At 68.5% G+C, this 20158-nt stretch carries 14 protein-coding genes; 11 read left to right on the plus strand and 3 right to left on the minus strand.

Annotated features, from left to right (window positions below; translation table 11 throughout):
* Positions 1-211 precede the first annotated feature (211 nt).
* From ACQY39_RS02735 to ACQY39_RS02760, 6 genes are all read left to right on the plus strand, one after another.
* Positions 212-1972, plus strand: a complete 1761-nt coding sequence (locus ACQY39_RS02735) for a hypothetical protein (protein WP_428503363.1) — start codon at positions 212-214, stop codon at positions 1970-1972.
* Positions 1973-1999: 27 nt separating this feature from the next.
* Positions 2000-3142 carry a phosphatase PAP2 family protein gene (locus ACQY39_RS02740; RefSeq protein WP_428503364.1) on the plus strand — a complete coding sequence of 381 codons (1143 nt, stop codon included), beginning with the start codon at positions 2000-2002 and terminating at the stop codon, positions 3140-3142.
* Positions 3143-3177: 35 nt separating this feature from the next.
* Positions 3178-5127, plus strand: coding sequence for a S8 family serine peptidase (locus ACQY39_RS02745; RefSeq protein WP_428503365.1), 1950 nt, complete (start codon positions 3178-3180; stop codon positions 5125-5127).
* A gap of 82 nt (positions 5128-5209) precedes the next feature.
* Entirely contained in the window at positions 5210-6130 is a 921-nt protein-coding gene (locus tag ACQY39_RS02750; protein WP_428503366.1) for a hydrogen peroxide-inducible genes activator, read from the plus strand.
* On the plus strand, positions 6127-9000 hold the full coding sequence (locus ACQY39_RS02755) for an ATP-binding protein (protein ID WP_428503367.1): 2874 nt from the start codon (positions 6127-6129) through the stop codon (positions 8998-9000). The genes ACQY39_RS02750 and ACQY39_RS02755 overlap by 4 nt, the downstream gene beginning before the upstream one ends.
* A gap of 69 nt (positions 9001-9069) precedes the next feature.
* Entirely contained in the window at positions 9070-9924 is an 855-nt protein-coding gene (locus ACQY39_RS02760) for a bifunctional transcriptional activator/DNA repair enzyme AdaA (protein ID WP_428503368.1), read from the plus strand.
* Here ACQY39_RS02760 and ACQY39_RS02765 read toward each other — a convergent pair.
* The gene (locus ACQY39_RS02765) at positions 9910-10650 is read right to left on the minus strand and encodes a hypothetical protein (protein WP_428503369.1); all 741 of its coding nucleotides are present in this window, start codon (positions 10648-10650) and stop codon (positions 9910-9912) included. The genes ACQY39_RS02760 and ACQY39_RS02765 overlap by 15 nt on opposite strands.
* A 160-nt stretch (positions 10651-10810) precedes the next feature.
* Here ACQY39_RS02765 and katG point away from each other — a divergent pair, with 160 nt between their 5' ends.
* Both katG and ACQY39_RS02775 read left to right on the plus strand, forming a co-directional pair.
* Complete coding sequence (gene katG / locus ACQY39_RS02770; protein ID WP_428503370.1) at positions 10811-12964, plus strand: catalase/peroxidase HPI; 2154 nt, start codon at positions 10811-10813, stop codon at positions 12962-12964.
* A 232-nt stretch (positions 12965-13196) separates the two neighbouring features.
* Positions 13197-15995: a diguanylate cyclase domain-containing protein gene (locus ACQY39_RS02775; protein ID WP_428503371.1), complete on the plus strand. Its 2799-nt coding sequence runs from the start codon at positions 13197-13199 to the stop codon at positions 15993-15995.
* On the opposite strand, the gene ACQY39_RS02780 is transcribed toward ACQY39_RS02775, so the two are convergent.
* Positions 15979-16632, minus strand: a complete 654-nt coding sequence (locus ACQY39_RS02780) for a LysE family translocator (RefSeq protein ID WP_428503372.1) — start codon at positions 16630-16632, stop codon at positions 15979-15981. The genes ACQY39_RS02775 and ACQY39_RS02780 overlap by 17 nt on opposite strands.
* Before the next feature lie 85 nt (positions 16633-16717).
* On the opposite strand from ACQY39_RS02780, the gene ACQY39_RS02785 reads away from it, so the two are divergent.
* The gene (locus ACQY39_RS02785; protein ID WP_428503373.1) at positions 16718-17695 is read left to right on the plus strand and encodes a helix-turn-helix transcriptional regulator; all 978 of its coding nucleotides are present in this window, start codon (positions 16718-16720) and stop codon (positions 17693-17695) included.
* Positions 17696-17781: 86 nt separating this feature from the next.
* Positions 17782-18291 carry a Dps family protein gene (locus tag ACQY39_RS02790; RefSeq protein ID WP_428503374.1) on the plus strand — a complete coding sequence of 170 codons (510 nt, stop codon included), beginning with the start codon at positions 17782-17784 and terminating at the stop codon, positions 18289-18291.
* Positions 18292-18618: 327 nt separating this feature from the next.
* Here the strand turns inward: ACQY39_RS02790 and ACQY39_RS02795 are convergent, their stop codons facing one another.
* Positions 18619-19089 carry a hypothetical protein gene (locus ACQY39_RS02795; protein WP_428503375.1) on the minus strand — a complete coding sequence of 157 codons (471 nt, stop codon included), beginning with the start codon at positions 19087-19089 and terminating at the stop codon, positions 18619-18621.
* 120 nt (positions 19090-19209) lie between these two features.
* On the opposite strand from ACQY39_RS02795, the gene ACQY39_RS02800 reads away from it, so the two are divergent.
* Positions 19210-20082 (plus strand): GIY-YIG nuclease family protein, encoded by an 873-nt coding sequence (locus ACQY39_RS02800; protein ID WP_428503376.1) that lies wholly within the window; start codon positions 19210-19212, stop codon positions 20080-20082.
* The last annotated feature ends 76 nt before the right edge of the window (positions 20083-20158 follow it).

Raw genomic sequence — 20158 nt, forward strand, 5'->3', positions numbered from 1 at the left:
GCGCCTGGATCACAGGCCGCTTGCAAAGGTCGGCCGCAGTGTAGCCGGGCACCTCAGGGTTTGCGCTAGGGGCGCAAAACTAAGCGCGCCATGCAGCAAGGTGGCCCAGGCCGGGCCGCTTGTGTCGCTTGGATCGCCTTGCGCCGCGCGATTGCACATGCCCATAATGCCGGCGCAAGCGGCGCTGCTTGCGTGCGTGACTGGGAGCAGCATGGCCGGGAACGATCGCGAATGGGCACTGGGCGCAGGACCTGAAGGCGCCGCGGCGCTGCAACTCGTTTTCGACAGCCGCCACCTGCTTTCCCCCCTGCATGCTGAAGCCAGCTGCCACCAGGTGTGCGAGGCGCTGTGCGCCGCCCTGCCCCAACCCCCTCGTGTGCTGTGCCAGCTGGACTCCGGCGACGGCTTGCTGCTGACCGCCACCGACACCCAAGCCCTGGTGCACGCCGCCCTGCAGTTGCAGGCAAAGCAAAGCCAAGGTTTTGCGCAACGCCAGCTCGCCTTTCGCTGCGGCATCCATGCCCTGGCCGACGCCGGCCAGCCCCAAGCCGAAGAACTGCGCCTGCTGCGCCAGGTGGCGGCCACGGCCGACTTCGGCAGCGTTTGCCTGAGTGCACAGGCGGTTGACCAGCTCGATCGATCCTGGCAGCTCACGGTGCACGAGCAGGTCAGCGGCGACAGCGAGGCGCAGGCGGGCGGCGACCCGCTCCTGCGCTGCTTCCGCGTCGAAGAGCAGGCCGGGCCGAACCCGCTGCCGCGAGAGCCGGACGCGGGCCTGGGTCTGGTCTTGGCGGTGCTGCCACCTGATCTGGGCGGCAGCACGCCCAAGCTGCTTGGCATGTCCGACCTGGTCGCCGACTTCCTGATCCTCACCCTGTCACGCGCCTCGCAGCTGCGCCTCGTGTCGGCACGCTCCAGCCGTGGCCTGCGTCACTCCCGGCACGCCCTCGACGATGGTTTCCAGCTGCTGCAGGCGCACCATGTCCTGCAATGCAAGGGCAGCGTGGGCCTCGGAGACCAGCTCTTTCTGGAGCTCAGCCTACATGCGCAGGCCGGCGGACGCCGGGTGTGGCACGAGCGCCTGGAATGCCGCCTGGAAGACCTGCTCTACGGCGACGCCACCGCCTTGCAACAAGCGTGTGCCGACATCCACCGCCTCTTGCTGCATGCCAATCTGGCGGTTAGCAAGACGGCGGCCTGGGAAACCCTGGAGCATTACCAGGTCTTCAGCGCCGCCACCCAGCTGATGCACAGGCTGTCCCCCGGTGCGCTGGAGCAATCCGGGGCCATGCTGTCCTGGCTGGTGGCGCAAGAAGCCCATGCCACCGAACCCCGGGCTTGGCTGGCCTTCTGGCACCTGCTGCGCGGCGTTCAAGGACAAGAGCCCATGAACGAGGCCATGGCGCATATGGCCTCGTTCGCCGAAAGCACCTTGGCCCGCGACGCCCAACACGCCCTGGCCCACACCCTGCTGGGTCATGCCCTGGCCATGCAGGACGGGCAACTCGACCGCGCCCTGCAAGCACACCAGAGCGCACTGCAAAGCAACCCGAGCTGTGCACTGGCCTGGTCCTTCCAGGCCCTGGCACTGAGCTATGCCGACCGGACCCGCGAGGCCTGCGAATCGGCCCATTTGGGTTTGGCCTTGTCGCCGCTCGATCCCTGGCAGTACTTCATGGAGGCCGCCCTGGCCCATGCCCTGCTCGCCCACCAGCATGACGAACCCGCCCTGCTGCACGCGCAGGCCTCGCTGCGCCTGTCTGCCAGCCATGCGCCGTCCTGGCTCTACCTGACAGTCGCATTGCAGCGCCTGGGCCGCCGCGACGAAGCCGCCGTCGCCCTGCTGCGCCTGCGCCAGCTTTGGCCGGCGTTCACAGTGAGCAGTTTCCAAAACCGCTACTGGGGCCGCCAGGCCCCTCACGCACAGGCCTTTGCACAGGCGCTGGCACAAGCCGGCCTGCCGCTGCAGTGAATCTTGTCCAACCCGGGAGTGCCCTGCATGAACCCTTTGAGTCTTCTTGAACTGCTGGGCGGCGTGGGGCCGAATGGCGGCGTGGGCCCGTCCGGGGGGGTAGGCCCTTCGGGCGGGGTCGGGCCGTCCGCTGCGGCCTTGTGGGCCAACGCCACGGCCGGTGCCAGCGAGCTTGGCAGCGTCTGCCTGGTGCGCACGCAAGGCTATTTGACGCAAGGGCTTGAAGACCCGGAAGCCCCGCCGCCGGGCCCGGGCTTCGCTGTCGCCCCGTGGCTGTACTACGGGGCCGGCCCGCGCACGCAATCGCTCCTGCTGGAAACCCTGGGCGGCCTGCGTGTCCGGGCCGACGCCGGCAGCGAAACCGCCCTGCTGGAGCAGCTGGGCGAGGGCCCAGCCGGACTGGCCTGGCGGCCCCTGCTGAGCCTGCGGCGGCCGCCGCAGGACTACTTCATCGCCCAGGCGCGCCTGGTCGACGACCTGCTGCCCTTGCGGCAAATCCGCCTGGCCGAAATCCACGCCCAGGCCAGCAATGCGCTGGGCTTTCTGCTATCGGTGGCCCAGATGCCCTGGCACCGGATGCCGCGCACCCTGGAATTCCTGGACACCGCCCTGGCGGTGCTGATGGCCGTGCAGATGCGCATCAAGCAGACCCTGGCTTGCCCGCGGCCGCACCAGATTCGCCCCAGCTTGATGCCCATGATCGACGCGCCCAGCCATGGCAGCCTGCCCAGCGGCCACGCTGGCGAGTCGCATCTGGTGGCGGCCTTGCTGGCCCATCTGATGGCGCGCGCGCAAAGGCCCCGGCTGCAAGCGCAGATGCTGCACCGGATGGCGCTGCGCATTGCCGAGAACCGCGTCGTCGCCGGCGTGCATTACCCGGTCGACAGCCTTGCCGGTCGCCTGCTCGGGGAAGGGATTGCGCGCTTTCTGCTCGCCAGCGTGGGCGAGTTGGCCAGTGCGCCGGACCTGCTGCGCTTCGGCTACCGGCCATTTGGTGCCGCGGCGCTGGCCCAGCCCACGGAAGACCTGGCGCCGGCCGCCAGCGCCGAGTGCGACAGCGTCGCCGCCGACGCGGCGGCTCCGCCCTTGCCTCCTTTGCACGACCTGCGCCGCTTGTGGGCCCTGGTCCTGGACGAGTGGCCGGTCGACACCGAGGCTGCTGCAGCATGAAGCGGGCGGCCCGGGTTCCCCTTTCCTCGCCGCCGGTGCCCCCGCCGCAAGCCAGCACCGGCGGGCTCAGGGCCGCCTGGGAAGCGGCCTGCCCAGGACCGAGCGCAGGCGGTGACCCTTATCTCGATTGGGCCCTGGCCACGCAATGGCAGGGCTTTGTCGGTGCGCCCCGCTGGATCCCCCTGATCGCCCCACGCGGGCCCGCATGGCAGCGCGTGCTGACACGCGAGGGCGAGCGGGTGCGGGCCTGCCCGCTCGGGCCCGGCGATGGCAAATGGGGCGTCCTCTGGGTGCAGGCCGAGCGCGTCGCCGAGGTCGGCGCGGCCCTGCCCCGCTGCGAGCTCTCTCAACCAGTGCCGGTCCGTTTCGAGAAAGCGCGCCCACCCAGCCGGCCCGGCCGCTCGGGCCAGGGGCGGCACATACCGGTGGTGCTGGGCTCCATCGATCGCGGTGGCGCCTTCCTCAACCAAGTCTTTTGTGCCCCGGGGCAATCTGGGCGCTGCCGCATCCTGTCCTTTTGGGACCAGGAAACCCTGCCTCCCAAGTCCGGCCGCAGCCCTTGGAAAGTGCCACCGGCTGGCTATGGGCGGGAGTTGGACCAGGCCACCCTCTCGCGCCTTCAGCGGCGCAGCGCGGGCGATCCGCGCCAGGAGGCGGCGCTGTACCGGGCCCTCGACCTGCCCGACTTGCTGGCAGCCGCAGCCCGTGAGCAAGCCGATCACGCCACCCATGTCCTGGACACCCTGGCCGGCCTGCCCGCCCTTCGCCGCAACCCGGCCAATGCCAAGCCCAGTGTGATCGATGCCGCGGCCGTCGCGCCCATGGTGCTGGTGTCGGTACCCAGCAGCCAGGCGGGGCAGACCACCGGGGCCGCCGGCGTGGCCCACATCCTGGCCGCCTTGCAGCACATCCTGGCCGAGGCCCAGGCCGTGGCACCACAGGCCGCGGTGCTTGTGAACATCAGCCTGGGCGCTTTGGCCGGCCCGCAAGACGGCAGCTCTGCCCTCGAGCAAGCCATCGACGCCCTGATGCGCCGGCAGCCACGCCTGCTGGTCGTGTTTGCCGCCGGCAACCACGGCGGCGATCTCTTGAACGACCCGAGCAGCGGCACCAATGCCGGCGGCGCCCTGGCCCCGGGGGCCAGGGCCCGGCTGAGCTGGCGCCTGCAGCCCCAGGACCCCACCGACAGCTTTCTGGAAATCTGGTGCGCCGGCCAGCCCAAAAAGGCCGGCGCAGCACTGGAGATGCGCGTGCTGGAGCCTTTCGCCTCGCCCTGGCTGAAAACCGGCGCGATGCAGGACCTGCGTGCAGACGGCCGCTTGCTGGGCCGCATGCAGCTCCAAAGCCGGCCGGGCGGAGGCTGCCGCGCCCAGCTGTCGCTGGCGCCGATCGCCGGCCCGCGCGGCGGCTTGCCGGCCGGGCGCTGGCTGCTGGAGTTGCGCAATGCCGGCACCCACGAGCTGGCCGTGGAGGTGCGGGTTCAAGGGGATGTGCCGCGCTGGACCGATCCCGCACCGGTCCAGTCGGTGCTGGCCGATGCCCAGGGCCTGCTGCTGGGCGGCGCTGGCAGCATGAACGGCCTGGCGACCGGGCGCCTGCCCCTGCGCGTCAGCGCCGCCCATGCCGATGACCAGCGCGATGCGATCTACACGGCGCGCAACAAGCCCGCCGGCCGGCGGCACACCCTGGTGCGTGCCGTGGCGGACGAGGCGCCATTGACGGACGGGCTGCTGGCGGCCGGCGTGTTCTCCGGCAGCCAGGTGTGCATGAGCGGCACCAGTGTGGCCGCACCGGTGGCCGCGCGCCTGTGGGCGGATCGGCTGGCAGCGGGGGGCCTGCCGGCCTCGCCGGCGTCCTGGCTGGTGTTTCTGACCGGGCAGGGCGCGCATACGGCGGCCGCCCGCGCATGGCCGCACGGCACGCCGCCGGCCGATGCCGTGGCCTCCAAGCGAAGTGCAGCGCCGCTGCGTCCCGCGCGCGGATGAGCGGTCCGCCACGGGTGCATCGCCAGGCTTGCGCGCCGACAGCGCTCAGGCCCTGCACAATGCGAGGCATGGAGACGCCCGCATGACCCTGACCGAGTTGCGTTACATCGTTGCCGTGGCCCGCGAGCGCCATTTCGGCCGTGCCGCCGAGGCCTGTTTCGTGTCCCAACCCACGCTCAGCGTGGCCATCAAGAAGCTCGAGGAAGAGCTGGACGTGCGCATCTTCGAGCGCGGCGCCAACGAGATCAAGGTGACGCCGCTGGGCGAAGACATCGTGCGCCAGGCCCAGTCGGTGATCGAGCAGGCCAGCGCCATCCACGAAATCGCCAAGCGCGGCAAGGACCCCCTGGCCGGCGCCCTGCGCCTGGGCCTGATCTACACCATCGCACCCTATCTGCTGCCCGAGCTGGTCAAGGGCGTGATCGAGCACTACCCGCAGATGCCACTGATGCTGCAGGAGAACTTCACCGTCAAGCTGCTGGAAATGCTGCGCACCGGCGAGCTGGACTGCGCCATCATGGCCGAGCCCTTCCCCGACACCGGCCTGGCCGTCGCCCCGCTCTATGACGAAGACTTCATGATCGCCGTGCCGGCCAACCACCCTTTCGCCGGGCGCGAGTCGGTGTCGGCCGAGGAGCTCAAGAGCGAAACCATGCTGCTGCTCGGCGCCGGCCATTGCTTCCGCGACCATGTGCTCGAGGTCTGCCCTGAGTTCGCCCGTTTCAGCAGCGATGCCGAGGGCATACGCAAGAGTTTTGAAGGCAGCTCACTGGAAACCATCAAGCACATGGTGGCCTCAGGCATGGGCGTGACCGTGGTGCCGGCACTCAGCGTGCCGGTGCTGCCGCCCGCGCATCTGCGCTTCGTGCCCTTTGCGCCGCCAGTACCCACGCGCCGCGTGGTGCTGGCCTGGCGCAAGACCTTCACCCGCTACGAAGCCATCGCCGCGCTGCGCAATGCCGTCTACGGCTGCAGCCTGGCCGGAGTGAAGCGTCTGTCATGAAACCCGCAGCCGCAGCCAGGTACCTGGAGCTGCGGCTCTACGAGCTCGATGGCGAGCTCGCCACCCTACGCACCGGCCGGGACGACACGCTGAGCGAGGCCGAGCGCTGTCGCCTGCTCGTCGCTCTGGCCTGGCATGAGCGCGAGCGCAACACCCCGCAAGCCCTGGCGCGGGCCGAGGCCGCTGAGCAGGCCCTGGCCGCCACGCCGGCGCTGCCCGCCGAGGAAGGCGCGGCCTTGCGGCGGCGCCTGCGCCTGACCCGGCTCGACGCGCTGCGCCTCCATGGACGCTTCGCCGAGGGCCTGCCGCTGGCGGCCGAGCTGCTGGTGGAAGCCTCCGCCGCGCAGGACTGGCTGGCCTGTGCCGACGCCGCTTGGCTGAAGTCCCTGCTGCACAGTGGCGCCGGGCAAATGGACGACAGCTGCGCGGCGCTGGAGCAGGCCATCGCCTGGGCCGAGCGCGCCTGCGACCGCACACGCCAATGGATCTTCGAATGCAGCCTGGCGCGCAGCGCCGGCCTGCAAAACCGTGAAGCCGCCGAATTGCGTTGGGGCCAGCATTTCCCGGCCGAGCTCAGCGGCCTGCATGCCAGCGCGGCCGTGCTGATCGAGCTTTACCAAGGCTACCGCGCCCTGCGCGCGCGCGATTTGAAGCTGGCTGTGCGCCGCTTTTCCGTCCTGATCCAGCCGCTGCAGGCCGCCGGCTATGTACGCGAAACCATCAATACCCTGGGCAATCTGGGCAGCGCCTTCAACGACCTGAATGACCCGGAGTCGGCCCTGGAATGGATGGAGCGCGGCTTGGACATGGCCCGTGCCTCGGGCTGGTCGATCAGCTTGGGCGGCTGCCTGATGCAGATGGGCGAAACCCTGCGTCGCCTGGGCCGCCTGGAGCTGGCGCGCAGCCTGCTCGACGAAGGCACACAGATCTTTGCGCCCCAGCCCGACTCGCGCAACTACGCGGTCTGTCTCAGCTACCAAGGCCTACTCAGCCTGGACCTGGGCGAGGGCCAGCGGGCCCTGGACTATTTCGAAGCGCTGGATCGCCACCCGGGCGGCTATCTGGACTTGCGGCGCAATGCCCGCCGCGGCCATGCCCGTGCCCTGCTGCTGCTGGGCCAGCTGGAGCCGGCCCGCCAGATGGCCCGCGAGGACCTGGCGCGCGCCGAGGCCGAAGGTGCAGCCGAGGCCGAGGTGGAGCTGCGCATGGTGCTGGCCCAGATCGCCCAGCAAGACCCCGGCCCGAACGGCCGGGCCCAGGCCTTGCAGCAACTGGAGCTGGCGCGCGAGCGCGCCCAGTCAATCGCAGGCAACAAGGACAGCGCCGAACTGCTGGCGGCCTTGGCGCAAGCCTATGCCGGCACCGGCCGCTACCGCGAGGCCTTTGAGGCCAGCCAGCTGGCAGCCAGCGCCCGCGCCAGCATGCTCGGCCGCAGCTCGGCCGACCGCGTCGAGGCCCTGCAGCTGCGCCATCTCAATGAGCGCGCGCGCAGCGAAGCGCAGCATCTGCAGGACATGGCCGAGGCCGAGCGCCAAAAGGCCGCGCTGATGCAGCGCAACAGCCTGACGCTGGAGAAGCTCGGTCTGATCGGCCTGGAGCTGACCCAGCACCTGGATCTGGACTCGATCTTCGACGCCCTGAGCCGCCACATACCGGCCCTGCTGGATGCGCGGGCCTTCGAAATCTATCTGCTGGACGCAGATGGCGAGAGCCTGAATTCGGTGTTCGGCCTGGAAGACGGCCAGCCCCTGCCGCACGACTGCATTGCGCTCAGCGACACCGACTCCAACGCGGCCCGCTGTGCGCGCGAACGGCGCGAGCTCTCGGTCCATCTGGCCGCCGACGGCAGCGACCCCAGCCAGGTGCCCGGCACCATGCGCACGCTGAGCGCCATGTTCGCGCCGCTGCTGATCCAGGAGCGCCTGCTGGGCGTGGTGACCGTGCAGTCGCCGCTGGCCGATGCCTACGGCGAGCATGAGCGCATGGTGTTCCGCTCGCTCAATGCCTTCACCGCCATCGCCCTGGACAATGCCCACGCCTACCGACGCCTGCAGCAGGCGCAGAGCCAGCTGGTCGCCAAAGAAAAGCTGGCCGCCCTGGGCTCCCTGGTCGCCGGCATTGCCCATGAGCTGAACACGCCGCTGGGCAACAGCCTGCTGATGGCCAGCACCCTGGAACAACGCAGCCGCGAGGTGGAGCAAGCGGCCGAGGCCAAATCACTGCGGCGCAGCGAGCTGGAACTGTTTCTGCGCGAGACCCAATCGGTGGCGCACCTGATCATGCAGGGCCTGCAGACGGCGGCCGAGCTGATCACCAGCTTCAAACAAGTGGCCGTGGACCGCACGGCCGAACAGCGCCGCCTGTTCGACCTGGCCCTGCTGTGCGAGCAGGTCACCGCCACCTTGCAAGCCGGCATCCGCAACAAGGGTCACCGCCTGGAGTTGCAGGTGCCCGAGGGCCTGCTGCTCAACAGCTTTCCCGGCCCCCTGGGCCAGGTGCTCAGCAACTTGGTCAACAACGCCATGCTGCACGGCTTCGGCGCCCGGCGCGGTGGCCTGATGCAATTGAGCGCCCGGCCGCTCAAAGACAGCCGGGTCGAGCTGCGCTTTCGCGATGACGGAGTCGGCATCAGCGGCGCCCATGCCAGCCGCGTGTTCGAGCCCTTCTTCACCACCAAGTTCGGCCAGGGCGGCAGCGGCTTAGGTCTGTCCATCAGCCACAACATCGTCAGCTCCCTGCTTGGCGGCAGCCTCACGCTGGACCCCGCACCGGGGCCGGGATGCTGCTTCGTCCTCTGCCTGCCGCTGCAGGCGCCCGAGGCCCGGGACCGAGAGGAACCGGGCAGCGCGGATGCAGGCGCAGCCCTCTGAGGCCCGGGCTGCGCAGTCGGGCGCAAGAACCGGGTGGTCGGCCAGTGGCGCGCCCGGCACACTGCCGCCATGAACAGCCCCCGATATGAACGCGTCCGCCAGGCCCTGGAGCAGCTGAGCCAGGGCCCGGTGCCCCTGCAAGCCCTGGCCGATGCTGCCGGCCAAAGCCTGTTTCATTTCCAGCGCAGCTTTGTCGAGCTGGCCGGGGTCACGCCCAAGGAGTTCGAGCAGGCCCTGGCGCTGGAGCGGGCCAAGCAAAGCCTGCGCGCGGCCGAGCCGGTGCTGGACGCGGCCCTGGCCGCCGGCCTCTCGGGACCCTCGCGCCTGCATGACCTCTTCCTCAGCGTCGACGGCATGACGCCGGGTGAATTCAAACAGGCAGGGCGCGGCCTGCTGATTCAATGGACTTGTGTGGACAGCCTGCTCGGCCTGGTCTGGCTGGCCGCCAGTGCGCGTGGCCTGCACCGGCTGGCCTTTCTTCAGGACGACAGCCCCGAGGCCCTGGTGCAGGCGGCGGCGGAGCAAGTACCCGAGGCCCGCTGGCAGCGCGATGACGCCGCGCTGCGGCCGCTGGCCGAGGAGTTGCAACAGCGCCTGGCCGGCCTGAAACCCAGCCGGCCCATCGGCCTGGCCCTCAGCGGCACGCCGCTGCGCCTCAAGGTTTGGCAGGCCCTGCTGCGCATTCCCGAGGGTCAGGTCTTGAGCTACACCCAGCTGGCCCGCCTGGCCGGCGCGCCGCAGGCGGTGCGGGCGGTGGCCAGCTGCGTGGCGGCCAACCCGATCGCCTGCCTGATCCCCTGCCACCGGGTGATCCGTGCCAATGCCGAGTTCGGTGAATACCGCTGGGGCCCGCAGCGCAAGCGGACCCTGCTCGGCCTGGAGCTGGCGCGGGCCGATGCCCGCAGCGCCTCAGCGCAAGTCTGAAGCCGCGTGCCGGCGGCCCCGGCGCCAGGCCCGGGCCAGCGCCAACCCGCTCAGGCCCAAGCCGCTGAACACCAGCAGGATGGCGGCGGCCGCTGCGGCACGCAACCAGCCGTTGTTGAAGTCCTCGCCACCCTGGTAGTCCATCACGTGCAGGCGCCAGAAAAAGTCGTAAAGCACCCAGGCCTCGTTGCGCACGGCCAGCAGCTCGCCGCTGCGGGGGTCAAAGTAGAAGCGGCTGCTGAAACGGTCATCGAAGCGGGCCCGCCAGACCGGCCCTGATCGCTCGCCCAGCTCCCGCACCAACCCCAGCCGCTGCGGCACGGTCTCGATCAGCTCAAGGCCCAGCCAACGCCCCTCGCCGATGTAGAGCGAGCGGGCAAAGGCTTCGATCTCGGCCGCGCCCGGCGGGCTCAGACGCTCGCCACCGGCGCGCATCCAGACCTCGCCGCCCTCGGCATAACGCAGCTTGAGCGCGGGGCCGGCCGGCGTCGCCACGCTCTGCAGGGCCAGCAGCGCGCCCCGGTCGCCGGGCAGATCCTGCTGTTTCAGTTGCCAGCCCACGGGCAGCGAGAGCTGCGGCTTGCGCAAGACCTCGCCGCCCTTGACCCAGGCCTGGAAGGGCAGCCAGGCAAAGATCAGCCCACCCAGGATCCAAGCCAGCACCTGCACGGCCACCAGGTAAGCCAACCAGCGGTGCCAGCGAAACAAAAAGGGACTCCAACGCATGGCCATGCTCATGTTTTCCTTGGAAGATGGGCGGCGATTGTCAGGCGCGCAAGCTTTTGGCTATCTGCAAGTTAAAACTATTCAATTGGCCATCTTGATAGAAGAAACCTAAAGTCCGTTCATCCCAGCCCCCACCCCTCACTTCAGGAGAGAAGCCGCCATGTCGACCGAATCCAAATGCCCCTTCCACCACGCCGCCGGCGGCGGCACCAGCAACCGCGACTGGTGGCCCAAGCAAGTGCGCGTGGATTTGCTGAATCAGCACTCCGCCAAGTCCAACCCGCTGGGTGAGAACTTCAGCTACGCCGAGGCCTTCCAGAAGCTCGACTACCACGCGCTCAAGGCCGATCTGGTCAAGCTGATGACGGACAGCCAGGATTGGTGGCCGGCCGACTTCGGCCACTACGGCCCGCAGATGGTGCGCATGGCCTGGCACGCCGCCGGCACCTACCGCACGCTGGACGGACGTGGCGGCGGCGGCCGCGGTCAGCAGCGCTTCGCCCCGCTGAACAGCTGGCCCGACAACGTCAACATCGACAAGACGCGCCGCCTGCTCTGGCCCATCAAGCAGAAGTACGGCCAAAGCATCTCCTGGGCCGACCTCTTCATCCTGGCCGGCAATGTGGCGCTGGAGAGCATGGGCTTCCGCACCTTCGGCTTTGCCGGTGGCCGCGAAGATGTGTGGGAACCGGATCAGGACGTCAACTTCGGCGCCGAGACGAAGTGGCTGGCCGACGACAAGCGCTTCCACGGCGAGCGCCAGCTCGACGCCAACCTGGCCGCCACCCATATGGGCCTGATCTATGTGAACCCGGAAGGCCCGAACGCCAGCGGCGACTACCTGGCCGCGGCCCATGACATCCGCATCACCTTCAACCGCATGGCCATGGACGACGAAGAAATCGTCGCCCTGATCGCTGGCGGCCACACCTTCGGCAAGGCCCACGGCGCCGCCCCCGAACACCACAAAGGCCCCGAGCCCGAAGGCGCCGGCATCGAAGCCCAAGGCCTGGGCTGGCAGAGCAATTTCGGCAGCGGCCACGGCAAGGACACCGTCTCCAGCGGCCTGGAAGTGACCTGGACCACCACGCCTGCGCAGTGGAGCAACAACTTCTTCGAAAACCTGTTCAAGTTCGAATGGGAGTTGACGCACTCGCCTGCCGGCGCCAAGCAATGGGTGGCCAAGGACGCGCCCGAGATCATTCCGGACGCACACATCCCGGGCAAGTTCCACAAGCCCACGATGCTGACCACCGATCTGACCCTGCGCTTCGACCCGGCCTTCGGTGCCATTTCCAAGCGCTTCCACGAAGACCCGCAGGCCTTCGCCGACGCTTTTGCTCGCGCCTGGTACAAGCTGACCCACCGCGATATGGGCCCCAAGGCCCGCTACCTCGGCCCGGAAGTGCCGAAGGAAGAACTGATCTGGCAAGACCCGCTGCCCGCGGCCACGCACCAGCCCACGGCCGCCGATATCGCGGCACTGAAGGGCCGGATCGCGGCCTCCGGCCTGTCGGTGAGCGAGCTGGTCTCGGTGGCCTGGGCCTCGGCTTCGACCTTCCGCGGCAGCGACAAACGCGGCGGCGCCAACGGTGCCCGCCTGGCCCTGGCACCGCAGAAAGACTGGGCCGTCAACCAGGCCGCCGTCCAGGTGCTGCCCAAGCTGGTCGAGATCCAGAAGGCCGCGGGCACCGCTTCGCTGGCTGATGTGATCGTGCTGGCCGGCGTGGTCGGCGTCGAGCAGGCAGCGCAAGCGGCCGGTGTCAGCATTGAGGTGCCCTTCGCCCCAGGCCGGGTCGACGCGCGCCAGGACCAGACCGATGTCGAATCCTTCGCGGTGCTGGAACCGCTGGCCGATGGCTTCCGCAACTACAAGCGCGGCCCAGTCGGCGCGCCGACCGAAGCGCTGCTGATCGACCGTGCCCAGCAGCTGACGCTGACGGCACCGGAGCTGACCGCGCTGATCGGTGGCCTGCGCGTGCTGGGCGCCAACTTCGACGGCAGCGCGCACGGCGTTTTCACCCAGCGGGTCGGCGTGCTCAGCAATGACTTCTTCGTCAACCTGCTCGATATGGGCACCGCCTGGAAGGCCAGCGACGCGAGTGACGAGCTGTTCGAGGGCCGCGACCGCCAGAGCGGCGCACTGAAGTTCAGCGCCAGCCGTGCCGACCTGGTGTTCGGCTCCAACGCGGTGCTGCGCGCCTATGCCGAGGTCTACGCCAGCGCCGATGGCCGCGAGAAGCTGGTCCGCGACTTCGTGGCAGCCTGGACCAAGGTGATGAACCTGGACCGCTTCGACCTCAGCAGCCGCTGAAGCAAGGAGTCAGCCCATGGACATGAAGATGCGCCGAAGCTGGCGCCTGCTGGCCGGCCTGGCCATCCATTGCGGCGGCGCTGCCGCTGGCCTGGGCATGCTGCTGCAGTTCACGCAAAACCAGCCGCATTGAACGCTGGGCCGCGAAAGCGGCATTGATGCACATCAAGAAGGGCCCGCTTCATCAGCGGGCCCTTCGTTTTGGCACTGGCGGGCTGACAGAATGCGTGCCATGCAGCTGATCCTGACCGACCTTGAGTTCGCCCGCCTGGAGGCGCGCGTCAGCACCGCCAGCCCGGCCGCAGCGCTCGGTGATCGGGTCGCCTGGGCCTGGCATCTGCGCGAGCGCGACACCCGCCGCGCCCTGCAGATGATCGAGCCCTTGCTGGAGGACTTGAACGGCGATCGCCCGCTCGCCTCCGCCCAGGCCGATGCGCTCTTGCGCCTGCGTCTGCAGCTGCTGAAGGCCGAATGCGCCTGGCTGTTCGCCGAGTTGGACTCGGCCCAAGCGCAAGCCAGCACCGTGGTCGAGCAGGCGCGCAAGCTCGGCGATATGGCGGTGCTGGCCGACGCCCATCTGCTGCTGGCCCAGATCGCCGGTGACCGCTACGACCTGCCTTTGCGCTGTCGCGAGCTCGATGCCGCTGCCAGCGTCGCCGTCGGCAGCGACGACGAGCTGCGCATGGAGTTCGCCCAGCTCAATGTCGCCCTGGCCGCCCTGCGCCAGGATGGGCCGGCCGCCTCGGCGCAGTGGATGGGCCATGTGCGCGAGCTGCGGGCCCGCCCGGCGCACCCGGCCCTGCATCTGCTGTGCAATGAATTCATGAGCTTCGAGGCCCTGCGCCATTCCGATTTCAGCACGGTGCTCCGACTCTGCAGCGACACCGTCACCGAGCTCACCCAGGCTGGCATGCGGCGCCAACTGGCCCTGACCCTGACCACCATGGGCGTGGCCTTCTCCAATCTGGGTGACGAGCGGCAGTCCATGGAATGGATGCAGCGCTGCCTGGACATCGCGCGGCCGACTGGCTGGCCCCTGGTGCTCGGCCTGGCCCTGCTGCAGGTGGGTACGGTGCAATGCCGGCTCGGCCAGCTGGAGGCTTCGCAGGCCTCGCTCAATGAAGGCCTGAGCTTGCTGGCGCCCGTGCAGGGCTCGCGGATCTACACCATGGGCCTGCTCTACCTGGCCGAGCTGCAACGCGACCAGCGCCAGTATGAGGCGGCCCTGGCCACGGCCCTGCGTCTGGAGGCGCCCGGCGCCATCCCGCGCAGTCTGGACCTGCGCCTGAGCGCGATGGTGGTGGCGACCGAATGCCTGTCCGAGCTGGGCCGCGCCGAGCAGGCCTGGGCAACCGCACAGCGGGCGATCGAACTGGTGGCCGCCACCGACATGGCCCTCGACCACGCGGAAGCCCTGCGCAGCATGGCCAAGCTGCACGGCCGTCATGTGCTGCCGGCGCCGCCGGACCTGCGCGAGGCCAGTGCCGGCCTGCACTACCTGCTGAAAGCCCTGGCCGTGTTCCCGGCCGACGCACCGCACAACGTGCCGCCCAGCTTCTATGACGCCATCGCTGTCGAGTACGCGCGCCTGGGCCAAGGCCAGCAAGCCTATGTCTACGCCTGCAAGGCAAGGGCGGCCACCGAGGAGGTGCATCGCCATGAGGTCAGCCGGCGCCTGCTCTCGGTCGAGGCCAAGTTCCAGAACGAGCGAGTCAAAGCCGAGAGCGAACATCTGCGCCAGCTGGCCTCGGCCTCGGCCGAGCGCGCCGAGCTGCTCAGCCAGACCGGCGCCACGCTGGAAAAGCTCAGCCTGATCGGCCAGGAGATCACCGCCCATCTGCAGGAGCAGGCGGTCTACGCCACCCTGGACCGCAATGTCCACGGCCTGCTGAGCACCCAGCATTTCGCCATCTACCTGCTCGACGCGGAGCCCGCCGAGCTGCGTCTGGCCTATGGCACCGAGAACGGCCGGCCGATCACCGCCTTTGCCATCGCCCTGGACGCCAGCGACTCGCAGGTCGCTCGCTGCGCCCGCGAGCGCTGCGAGATCTTTCTCGACATCGCCCCCGACAGCACGCCAAACCTTGCGCCCGGCACGCAGCTGACCCTGAGCGCCATGTTCATCCCCTTGCTGGCCAATGAGCGCGTGCTGGGTGTGATGTCCATCCAGTCCACCCAGGCTTTTGCCTATGCCGACCGCGAACGCCTGATCTTCCGCAGCCTGGCCGCCTACAGCTCGATCGCGCTGGAGAACACGCGCAACTACCGGCGCCTGGAGGCCACGCTGGCCAGCCTGCACGCGGCGCAGGCCGAGGTGGTCGAAAAGAATATGGAGCTGGAGCGGGCCTACCAGTCGCTGAAAGACATCAGCCTGACCGACCCGCTGACCGGCCTGCGCAACCGGCGCTTTCTGGAACAGCACCTGGCCACCGAAGTGGCGCAATGCCTGCGCCTGTACCAGGACTGGCGGCGCCAGCCAGAACGGCCACGTCCGACGGAGTCCGACCTGGTCTTTCTGCTGGTGGACATCGACCATTTCAAGCGGGTCAACGACGACTGGGGCCATCCGGCCGGCGACGCCGTGCTGGTGCAGATGCGCGAGCGCCTGCGCCGCGCCTGCCGCGAGTCGGACTATCTGGTGCGCTGGGGTGGCGAGGAGTTCCTGGTGGTGGCGCGCGCCGTGGACGCCGAGAGCGGGCCGCTGTTCGCCGAACGCATCCGCGCCGCTGTGGCCGAACAGCCCTTTGTCATCGATGGCGGCAGCCTGGCCCTGAGCTGTTCGGTCGGCTTTGCCGCCCTGCCCTTCATCGCCGAGCAGCCCGAGCGCCTGGACTGGCAGCAAATCGTCAGTCTGGCCGACCAGGCCCTCTACATGGCCAAGCGCGCCGGCCGCAACACCTGGTGCGGCCTGTCACAGAGCGCCGAGAGTGGCACGCTGGCCGATCTCAGCGAGCTGCTCAGCGCGCCGCAGTCCTGCGTCGAGCGGGGTTGGCTGCGACTGAGCCGACCGGCCCTCACTTCCAGGCACTGAGCAGGGTCAAGGCCGCGGCAGCGATCAACAGCAGGCCCACGCCCGCCAGCAAGCCGCGTTGGGCACCCGCGCCCGGAGCCGCCACGCGCCGCGCGCCGAGCGCGCTGAGCAGCACCGTGCCGTAGATGACGATCTGGTTGCCGGCAATGATGGCGCTGAGCAGGGCCGCCTGGGCCAGCACGCTGCGCTCCTGGGTCTGCAAGTAGGCCGGAAACACAGCCAGCATGAAGGCATAAGCCTTGGGGTTGAGCAGGCAGTTCAAGACGCCTTTGCTGAAGATCGCCAGGCTGGACCGCGGCAGGCGGGCAGGCTGGCTGACGTCCTCGGCTGCAGCAGCAACAGCCGGCTGCCAGGCCGCGCGCACCATGCCCCAGCCGATCCAGGCCATATAGGCCGCACCCGCGAGCAACAAAAGATTGAAGGCCGCCGGCCACCAGAGCAGCAAGGCCGCCAGCCCGCTGAGGTTGATCAGCACATGGATCACGCCGCCGACGACGATGCCAGCCAGGGCCACGCCCCCGGCGCGCGCGCCCGCCGCCACGGCCGTGCCGACGATGAAGGCCATGTCCAGGCCCGGCAGGACGATGATGCCGAAGGTGAGGACAAAGAAGATCCAGAGGCTGTGGGTCGGTTCCATGGGAGGCAGAGGAAAGCTGAAGGGCTGCATGCTCGGGGGCACAGGCCGCCAGTCTAGAAGGCATACCGGACATAATCCGCCCGGTATGCAACAGGAGAACCCGACCCGACGCGTCCTGGCCCTGCTGGAATTGCTGCAGGCCAAGGCCTTGAGCCCGGGGCCTGAGCTGGCGCAAGCCCTGGGTGTCGATGTGCGCACCCTGCGGCGCTACATCGGCCATCTGGTCGAGCTGGGCATTCCGGTGGCGGCGCAGCGCGGCCGCGACGGCGGCTACGGCCTGAGCGCCGGCCACAAACTGCCGCCGCTGATGTTCAACAGCGACGAGGCCCTGGCACTGGCCATGGGCTTGCGGGCAGCGCGCGAGCTGGGCCTGGACGGCATGCTGCCGGCCGTGCACAGCAGCCGCGCCAAGCTCGAACGGGTGCTGCCCGCGGCGGTGAAGCGCCGACTCAGCGATGTTCACGAGACCGTGGCCCTGGACTTGCGGCGCGGCGCAGCGCCGTCCGATGGGCGGCCAGCGGGTGTGCAAGCGGAACTGGCGCTCTTGAGCGCAGCCGCCCGGGCGCAGCAGCGCGTCAGCCTTCGTTATCAGGACCGCGACGGTAGTTGCAGCGAGCGCCAGCTCGATGTCTACGGCCTGGGGCTGCGCGGTGGCGCCTGGTATGCGGTGGGCTTCTGCCATCTGCGCCAGGCCCTGCGCTCCTTCCGCTTGGACCGGGTGTTGGCGGTGCAGCCTCTGGCCGCCAGCTTCGGCCGCCCGGCAGAGTTTGATGTGCTGGCGTTTCTGAATGAAGCCCTGGCCCGCCTGCCGCGTGCCCACCAAGTACGCCTGCTCCTGTACACCGAGCTGGACGCCGCCCGCCGCGCCCTCTACCCCGAGCTCGGCCTGCTGGAAGCGCGCGCCGAGGGCGGCGTGGTGCTGAAGGCCCAGATCGACGATCTGGCCAGCCTGGCGCGCGAGCTGGCGGCCCTGCCCTTTGATTTCGAGATCATGGAGCCGGCCGCGTTGCGCCATGCCCTGGCCGACCATGCCCGCGCCCTGCTGCGCCGCAGCCAGGACTGAAGGCGCGCGACACGCCAAGCCTGACGCCGCCGCTCTATAGTGTTTGCCAGCCCGTCCATATTCTTTACTCTCGAACAGGAGTCCTCATGGCCAAGAAGCCCGTCGCCGCCAAGTCCAACGCCAGCAGCATCAATATCGGCATCAGCGAAAAAGACCGCGCCGCCATCGCCGCCGGCCTGTCCAAACTGCTCGCAGACACCTACACGCTCTACCTGACCACGCACAATTTCCACTGGAATGTGACGGGGCCGATGTTCAACACCCTGCACACCATGTTCATGGCCCAGTACACGGAGCTGTGGAACGCGGTCGACCCGATCGCCGAGCGCATCCGCTCGCTGGGCCATGTGGCGCCGGGCTCCTACGCCCAGTTCGCCCAACTCAGCAGCCTGCCCGACGCACCGACCCAGCCGCCCAAGGCCCTGGAGATGGTGCGCATCCTTGTCGAAGGCCATGAGGGCGTGGCCCGCACGGCACGCAGCCTGTTCGCCGCCGTGGACAAAGCCAGCGACGAGCCCAGCGCCGACCTTCTCACCCAACGCCTGACGGTGCATGAACAGACGGCCTGGATGCTCAGGAGTCTGCTGGAAGACTGAGCAGACAAAGGGCGAAGCCCGATGGTGCGCCAGCACCGGGCGGCTATCGGCGCAGCCAAGAGACGGCCTGGATGCTCAGGAGTCTGTTGGAGGACTGAGCAGACAGAGGGCGCAGCCCGCCGGTGCGCCAGCACCGGGCGGCTGTCGGCGCAGCCAAGAGACGGCCTGGATGCTCAGGAGTCTGTTGGAGGACTGAGCAGACAGTGGGCGCAGCCCGACGGTGCGCCACCTGCACCGGGCAGCTGCCGGCACAGGCCCGAAAACCGCATGGATGCTCAGGGGCGTGTTCAAGGACTGAGCATCCACTGAGTCGATCGCCTTCGCCGTTCAGGCAGTGGCTTTGAGGAACTCCATGCGAAGGGCGTCGTCGTCAAAGGCGACCACCTGCCCTTGCAGCTCGGATCGCACCGAAAGGGCCTTTCGAATCAGCGCCTCATTGGAAACCTGACCCATCTGTGCCCGTGCGGCATCGCCGAAGAGATGGGTGATGACCATGCGCACCGTCAGTGGATCGCGCTGCGCCCGCTCCAGCAAACCCTTGAGTTCCCGGCTCCCCAGCTCATTGCCCAGCCATTCAGGCAGCCTGTCTTCATAGATCAGTTGCCTGCCATGCGCATCGAAACACAGCTGCTGATCCCTCATGGACAGCACCAACTCTTGGGTGGTGCTGAGGGCAGCGACCGCCCAGACATTGTTTCGAAAACGGTGCCATAACGCCGAAATGATCCGGTATAGGTCAGACTCATCGCGCCAGGACCCTCCTGCCGCCTGTGCGCAAGGCAGATGCCCTGACAGCATGACTTGCTCTCCTGGCATGTTCTGTCAGTGGAAAGTCACTAACATCCCGCTCCCTCGCAGCCCCAAGTGGCGGCGCGATCTGAACCACCCATCTCAGCGGATTCCGCCTGTTCCATCTTCATGCACATCCTCACTATCCGAGAACTACTCGCGCTGCGCGGCCTGGACCTGAATCAGAAAATCAAGCTCGTGCGCCACAAGCACAAGGCGCAGAGCATTGCAGAGCTGCGCTGCGCCGGGCTCTTCGATGCCTACCAGGCCATCCAGTCCGCCGCGGTGTTCGAATGCGATGTGATCGTGGCTTTCGAGGCCCTGGAAGCTGGCACGCAGGCCAAGTTGATCGGCGTGTATCAGGTGGAGTCAAAGCGTCCGGCTGTGGCGAGCGATGTTCCGACAGGGCTCCGCGGCCTGCAGTTCAAGGAAGGTGACATTCATTACCAGCTGCGCCGCCTTGACGCTTTCGACGCCTTGAGCGACCGCGTTGTCATCGACTGGGGCAACAGCGCCCTGGCTTGGCACCAATGGTTGAACGATGGCAAAGGCACAGCCCACGGAATCGACAAGCCCGTGGTCGGCCTGCAAGAAGCGGGGTCCATGGGCAGCTTCCCGGGCTACTCGGAACTGCTGCTCAGCTTCACTGAACTCCGGCGACTGATGGCACACCCCACGGCCAACCCAGATTGGCTGGCCAAACTGCAAGCGGTGAAGGCCGTTTACCTGATCCAGCATCGGCAGACGGGCCAGTTGTATGTGGGCTCTGCCGCGGGCGCCCTAGGGCTGTGGGGACGCTGGAGCGACTACGTTCAGTCGGGTCACGGCGGCAATATCGGCCTTCAAGAACTGCTGAGTCACAACCCGCAGGCACACCATGACTTTCTGTTCTCGGTGCTCCGTGTACTGCCATGGAACGCGACCAGCGAGGAAATTCTGCGCAGCGAAAGCCTGGAGAAATCCAAGCTGGGCACGCGCGTTCATGGCCTGACTCGCAACTGAAGATGCACGACCGATCACCACCCTTCGAGGCCCCCGAGTATCTGGCCCTCTTCGACGCCGAAGGCCGTGTACACGT

Origin of the sequence: Roseateles sp., assembly GCF_965262435.1 — a bacterium.
Taxonomy (GTDB): Bacteria; Pseudomonadota; Gammaproteobacteria; order Burkholderiales; family Burkholderiaceae_C; genus Paucibacter_A.

What these genes read in the sequence shown, in the direction of transcription:
- ACQY39_RS02750 (WP_428503366.1), top strand. Translation starts at nt 5,210, where the DNA reads ATGACCCTGACCGAGTTGCGTTACATCGTTGCCGTGGCCCGCGAGCGC.
- ACQY39_RS02765 (WP_428503369.1), bottom strand. Translation starts at nt 10,650, where the DNA reads ATGCGTTGGAGTCCCTTTTTGTTTCGCTGGCACCGCTGGTTGGCTTAC.
- ACQY39_RS02760 (WP_428503368.1), top strand. Translation starts at nt 9,070, where the DNA reads ATGAACAGCCCCCGATATGAACGCGTCCGCCAGGCCCTGGAGCAGCTG.
- ACQY39_RS02795 (WP_428503375.1), bottom strand. Translation starts at nt 19,089, where the DNA reads ATGCTGTCAGGGCATCTGCCTTGCGCACAGGCGGCAGGAGGGTCCTGG.
- ACQY39_RS02755 (WP_428503367.1), top strand. Translation starts at nt 6,127, where the DNA reads ATGAAACCCGCAGCCGCAGCCAGGTACCTGGAGCTGCGGCTCTACGAG.
- ACQY39_RS02785 (WP_428503373.1), top strand. Translation starts at nt 16,718, where the DNA reads ATGCAACAGGAGAACCCGACCCGACGCGTCCTGGCCCTGCTGGAATTG.
- ACQY39_RS02780 (WP_428503372.1), bottom strand. Translation starts at nt 16,632, where the DNA reads ATGGAACCGACCCACAGCCTCTGGATCTTCTTTGTCCTCACCTTCGGC.
- ACQY39_RS02775 (WP_428503371.1), top strand. Translation starts at nt 13,197, where the DNA reads ATGCAGCTGATCCTGACCGACCTTGAGTTCGCCCGCCTGGAGGCGCGC.
- ACQY39_RS02735 (WP_428503363.1), top strand. Translation starts at nt 212, where the DNA reads ATGGCCGGGAACGATCGCGAATGGGCACTGGGCGCAGGACCTGAAGGC.
- ACQY39_RS02800 (WP_428503376.1), top strand. Translation starts at nt 19,210, where the DNA reads ATGCACATCCTCACTATCCGAGAACTACTCGCGCTGCGCGGCCTGGAC.
- ACQY39_RS02740 (WP_428503364.1), top strand. Translation starts at nt 2,000, where the DNA reads ATGAACCCTTTGAGTCTTCTTGAACTGCTGGGCGGCGTGGGGCCGAAT.
- katG (WP_428503370.1), top strand. Translation starts at nt 10,811, where the DNA reads ATGTCGACCGAATCCAAATGCCCCTTCCACCACGCCGCCGGCGGCGGC.
- ACQY39_RS02790 (WP_428503374.1), top strand. Translation starts at nt 17,782, where the DNA reads ATGGCCAAGAAGCCCGTCGCCGCCAAGTCCAACGCCAGCAGCATCAAT.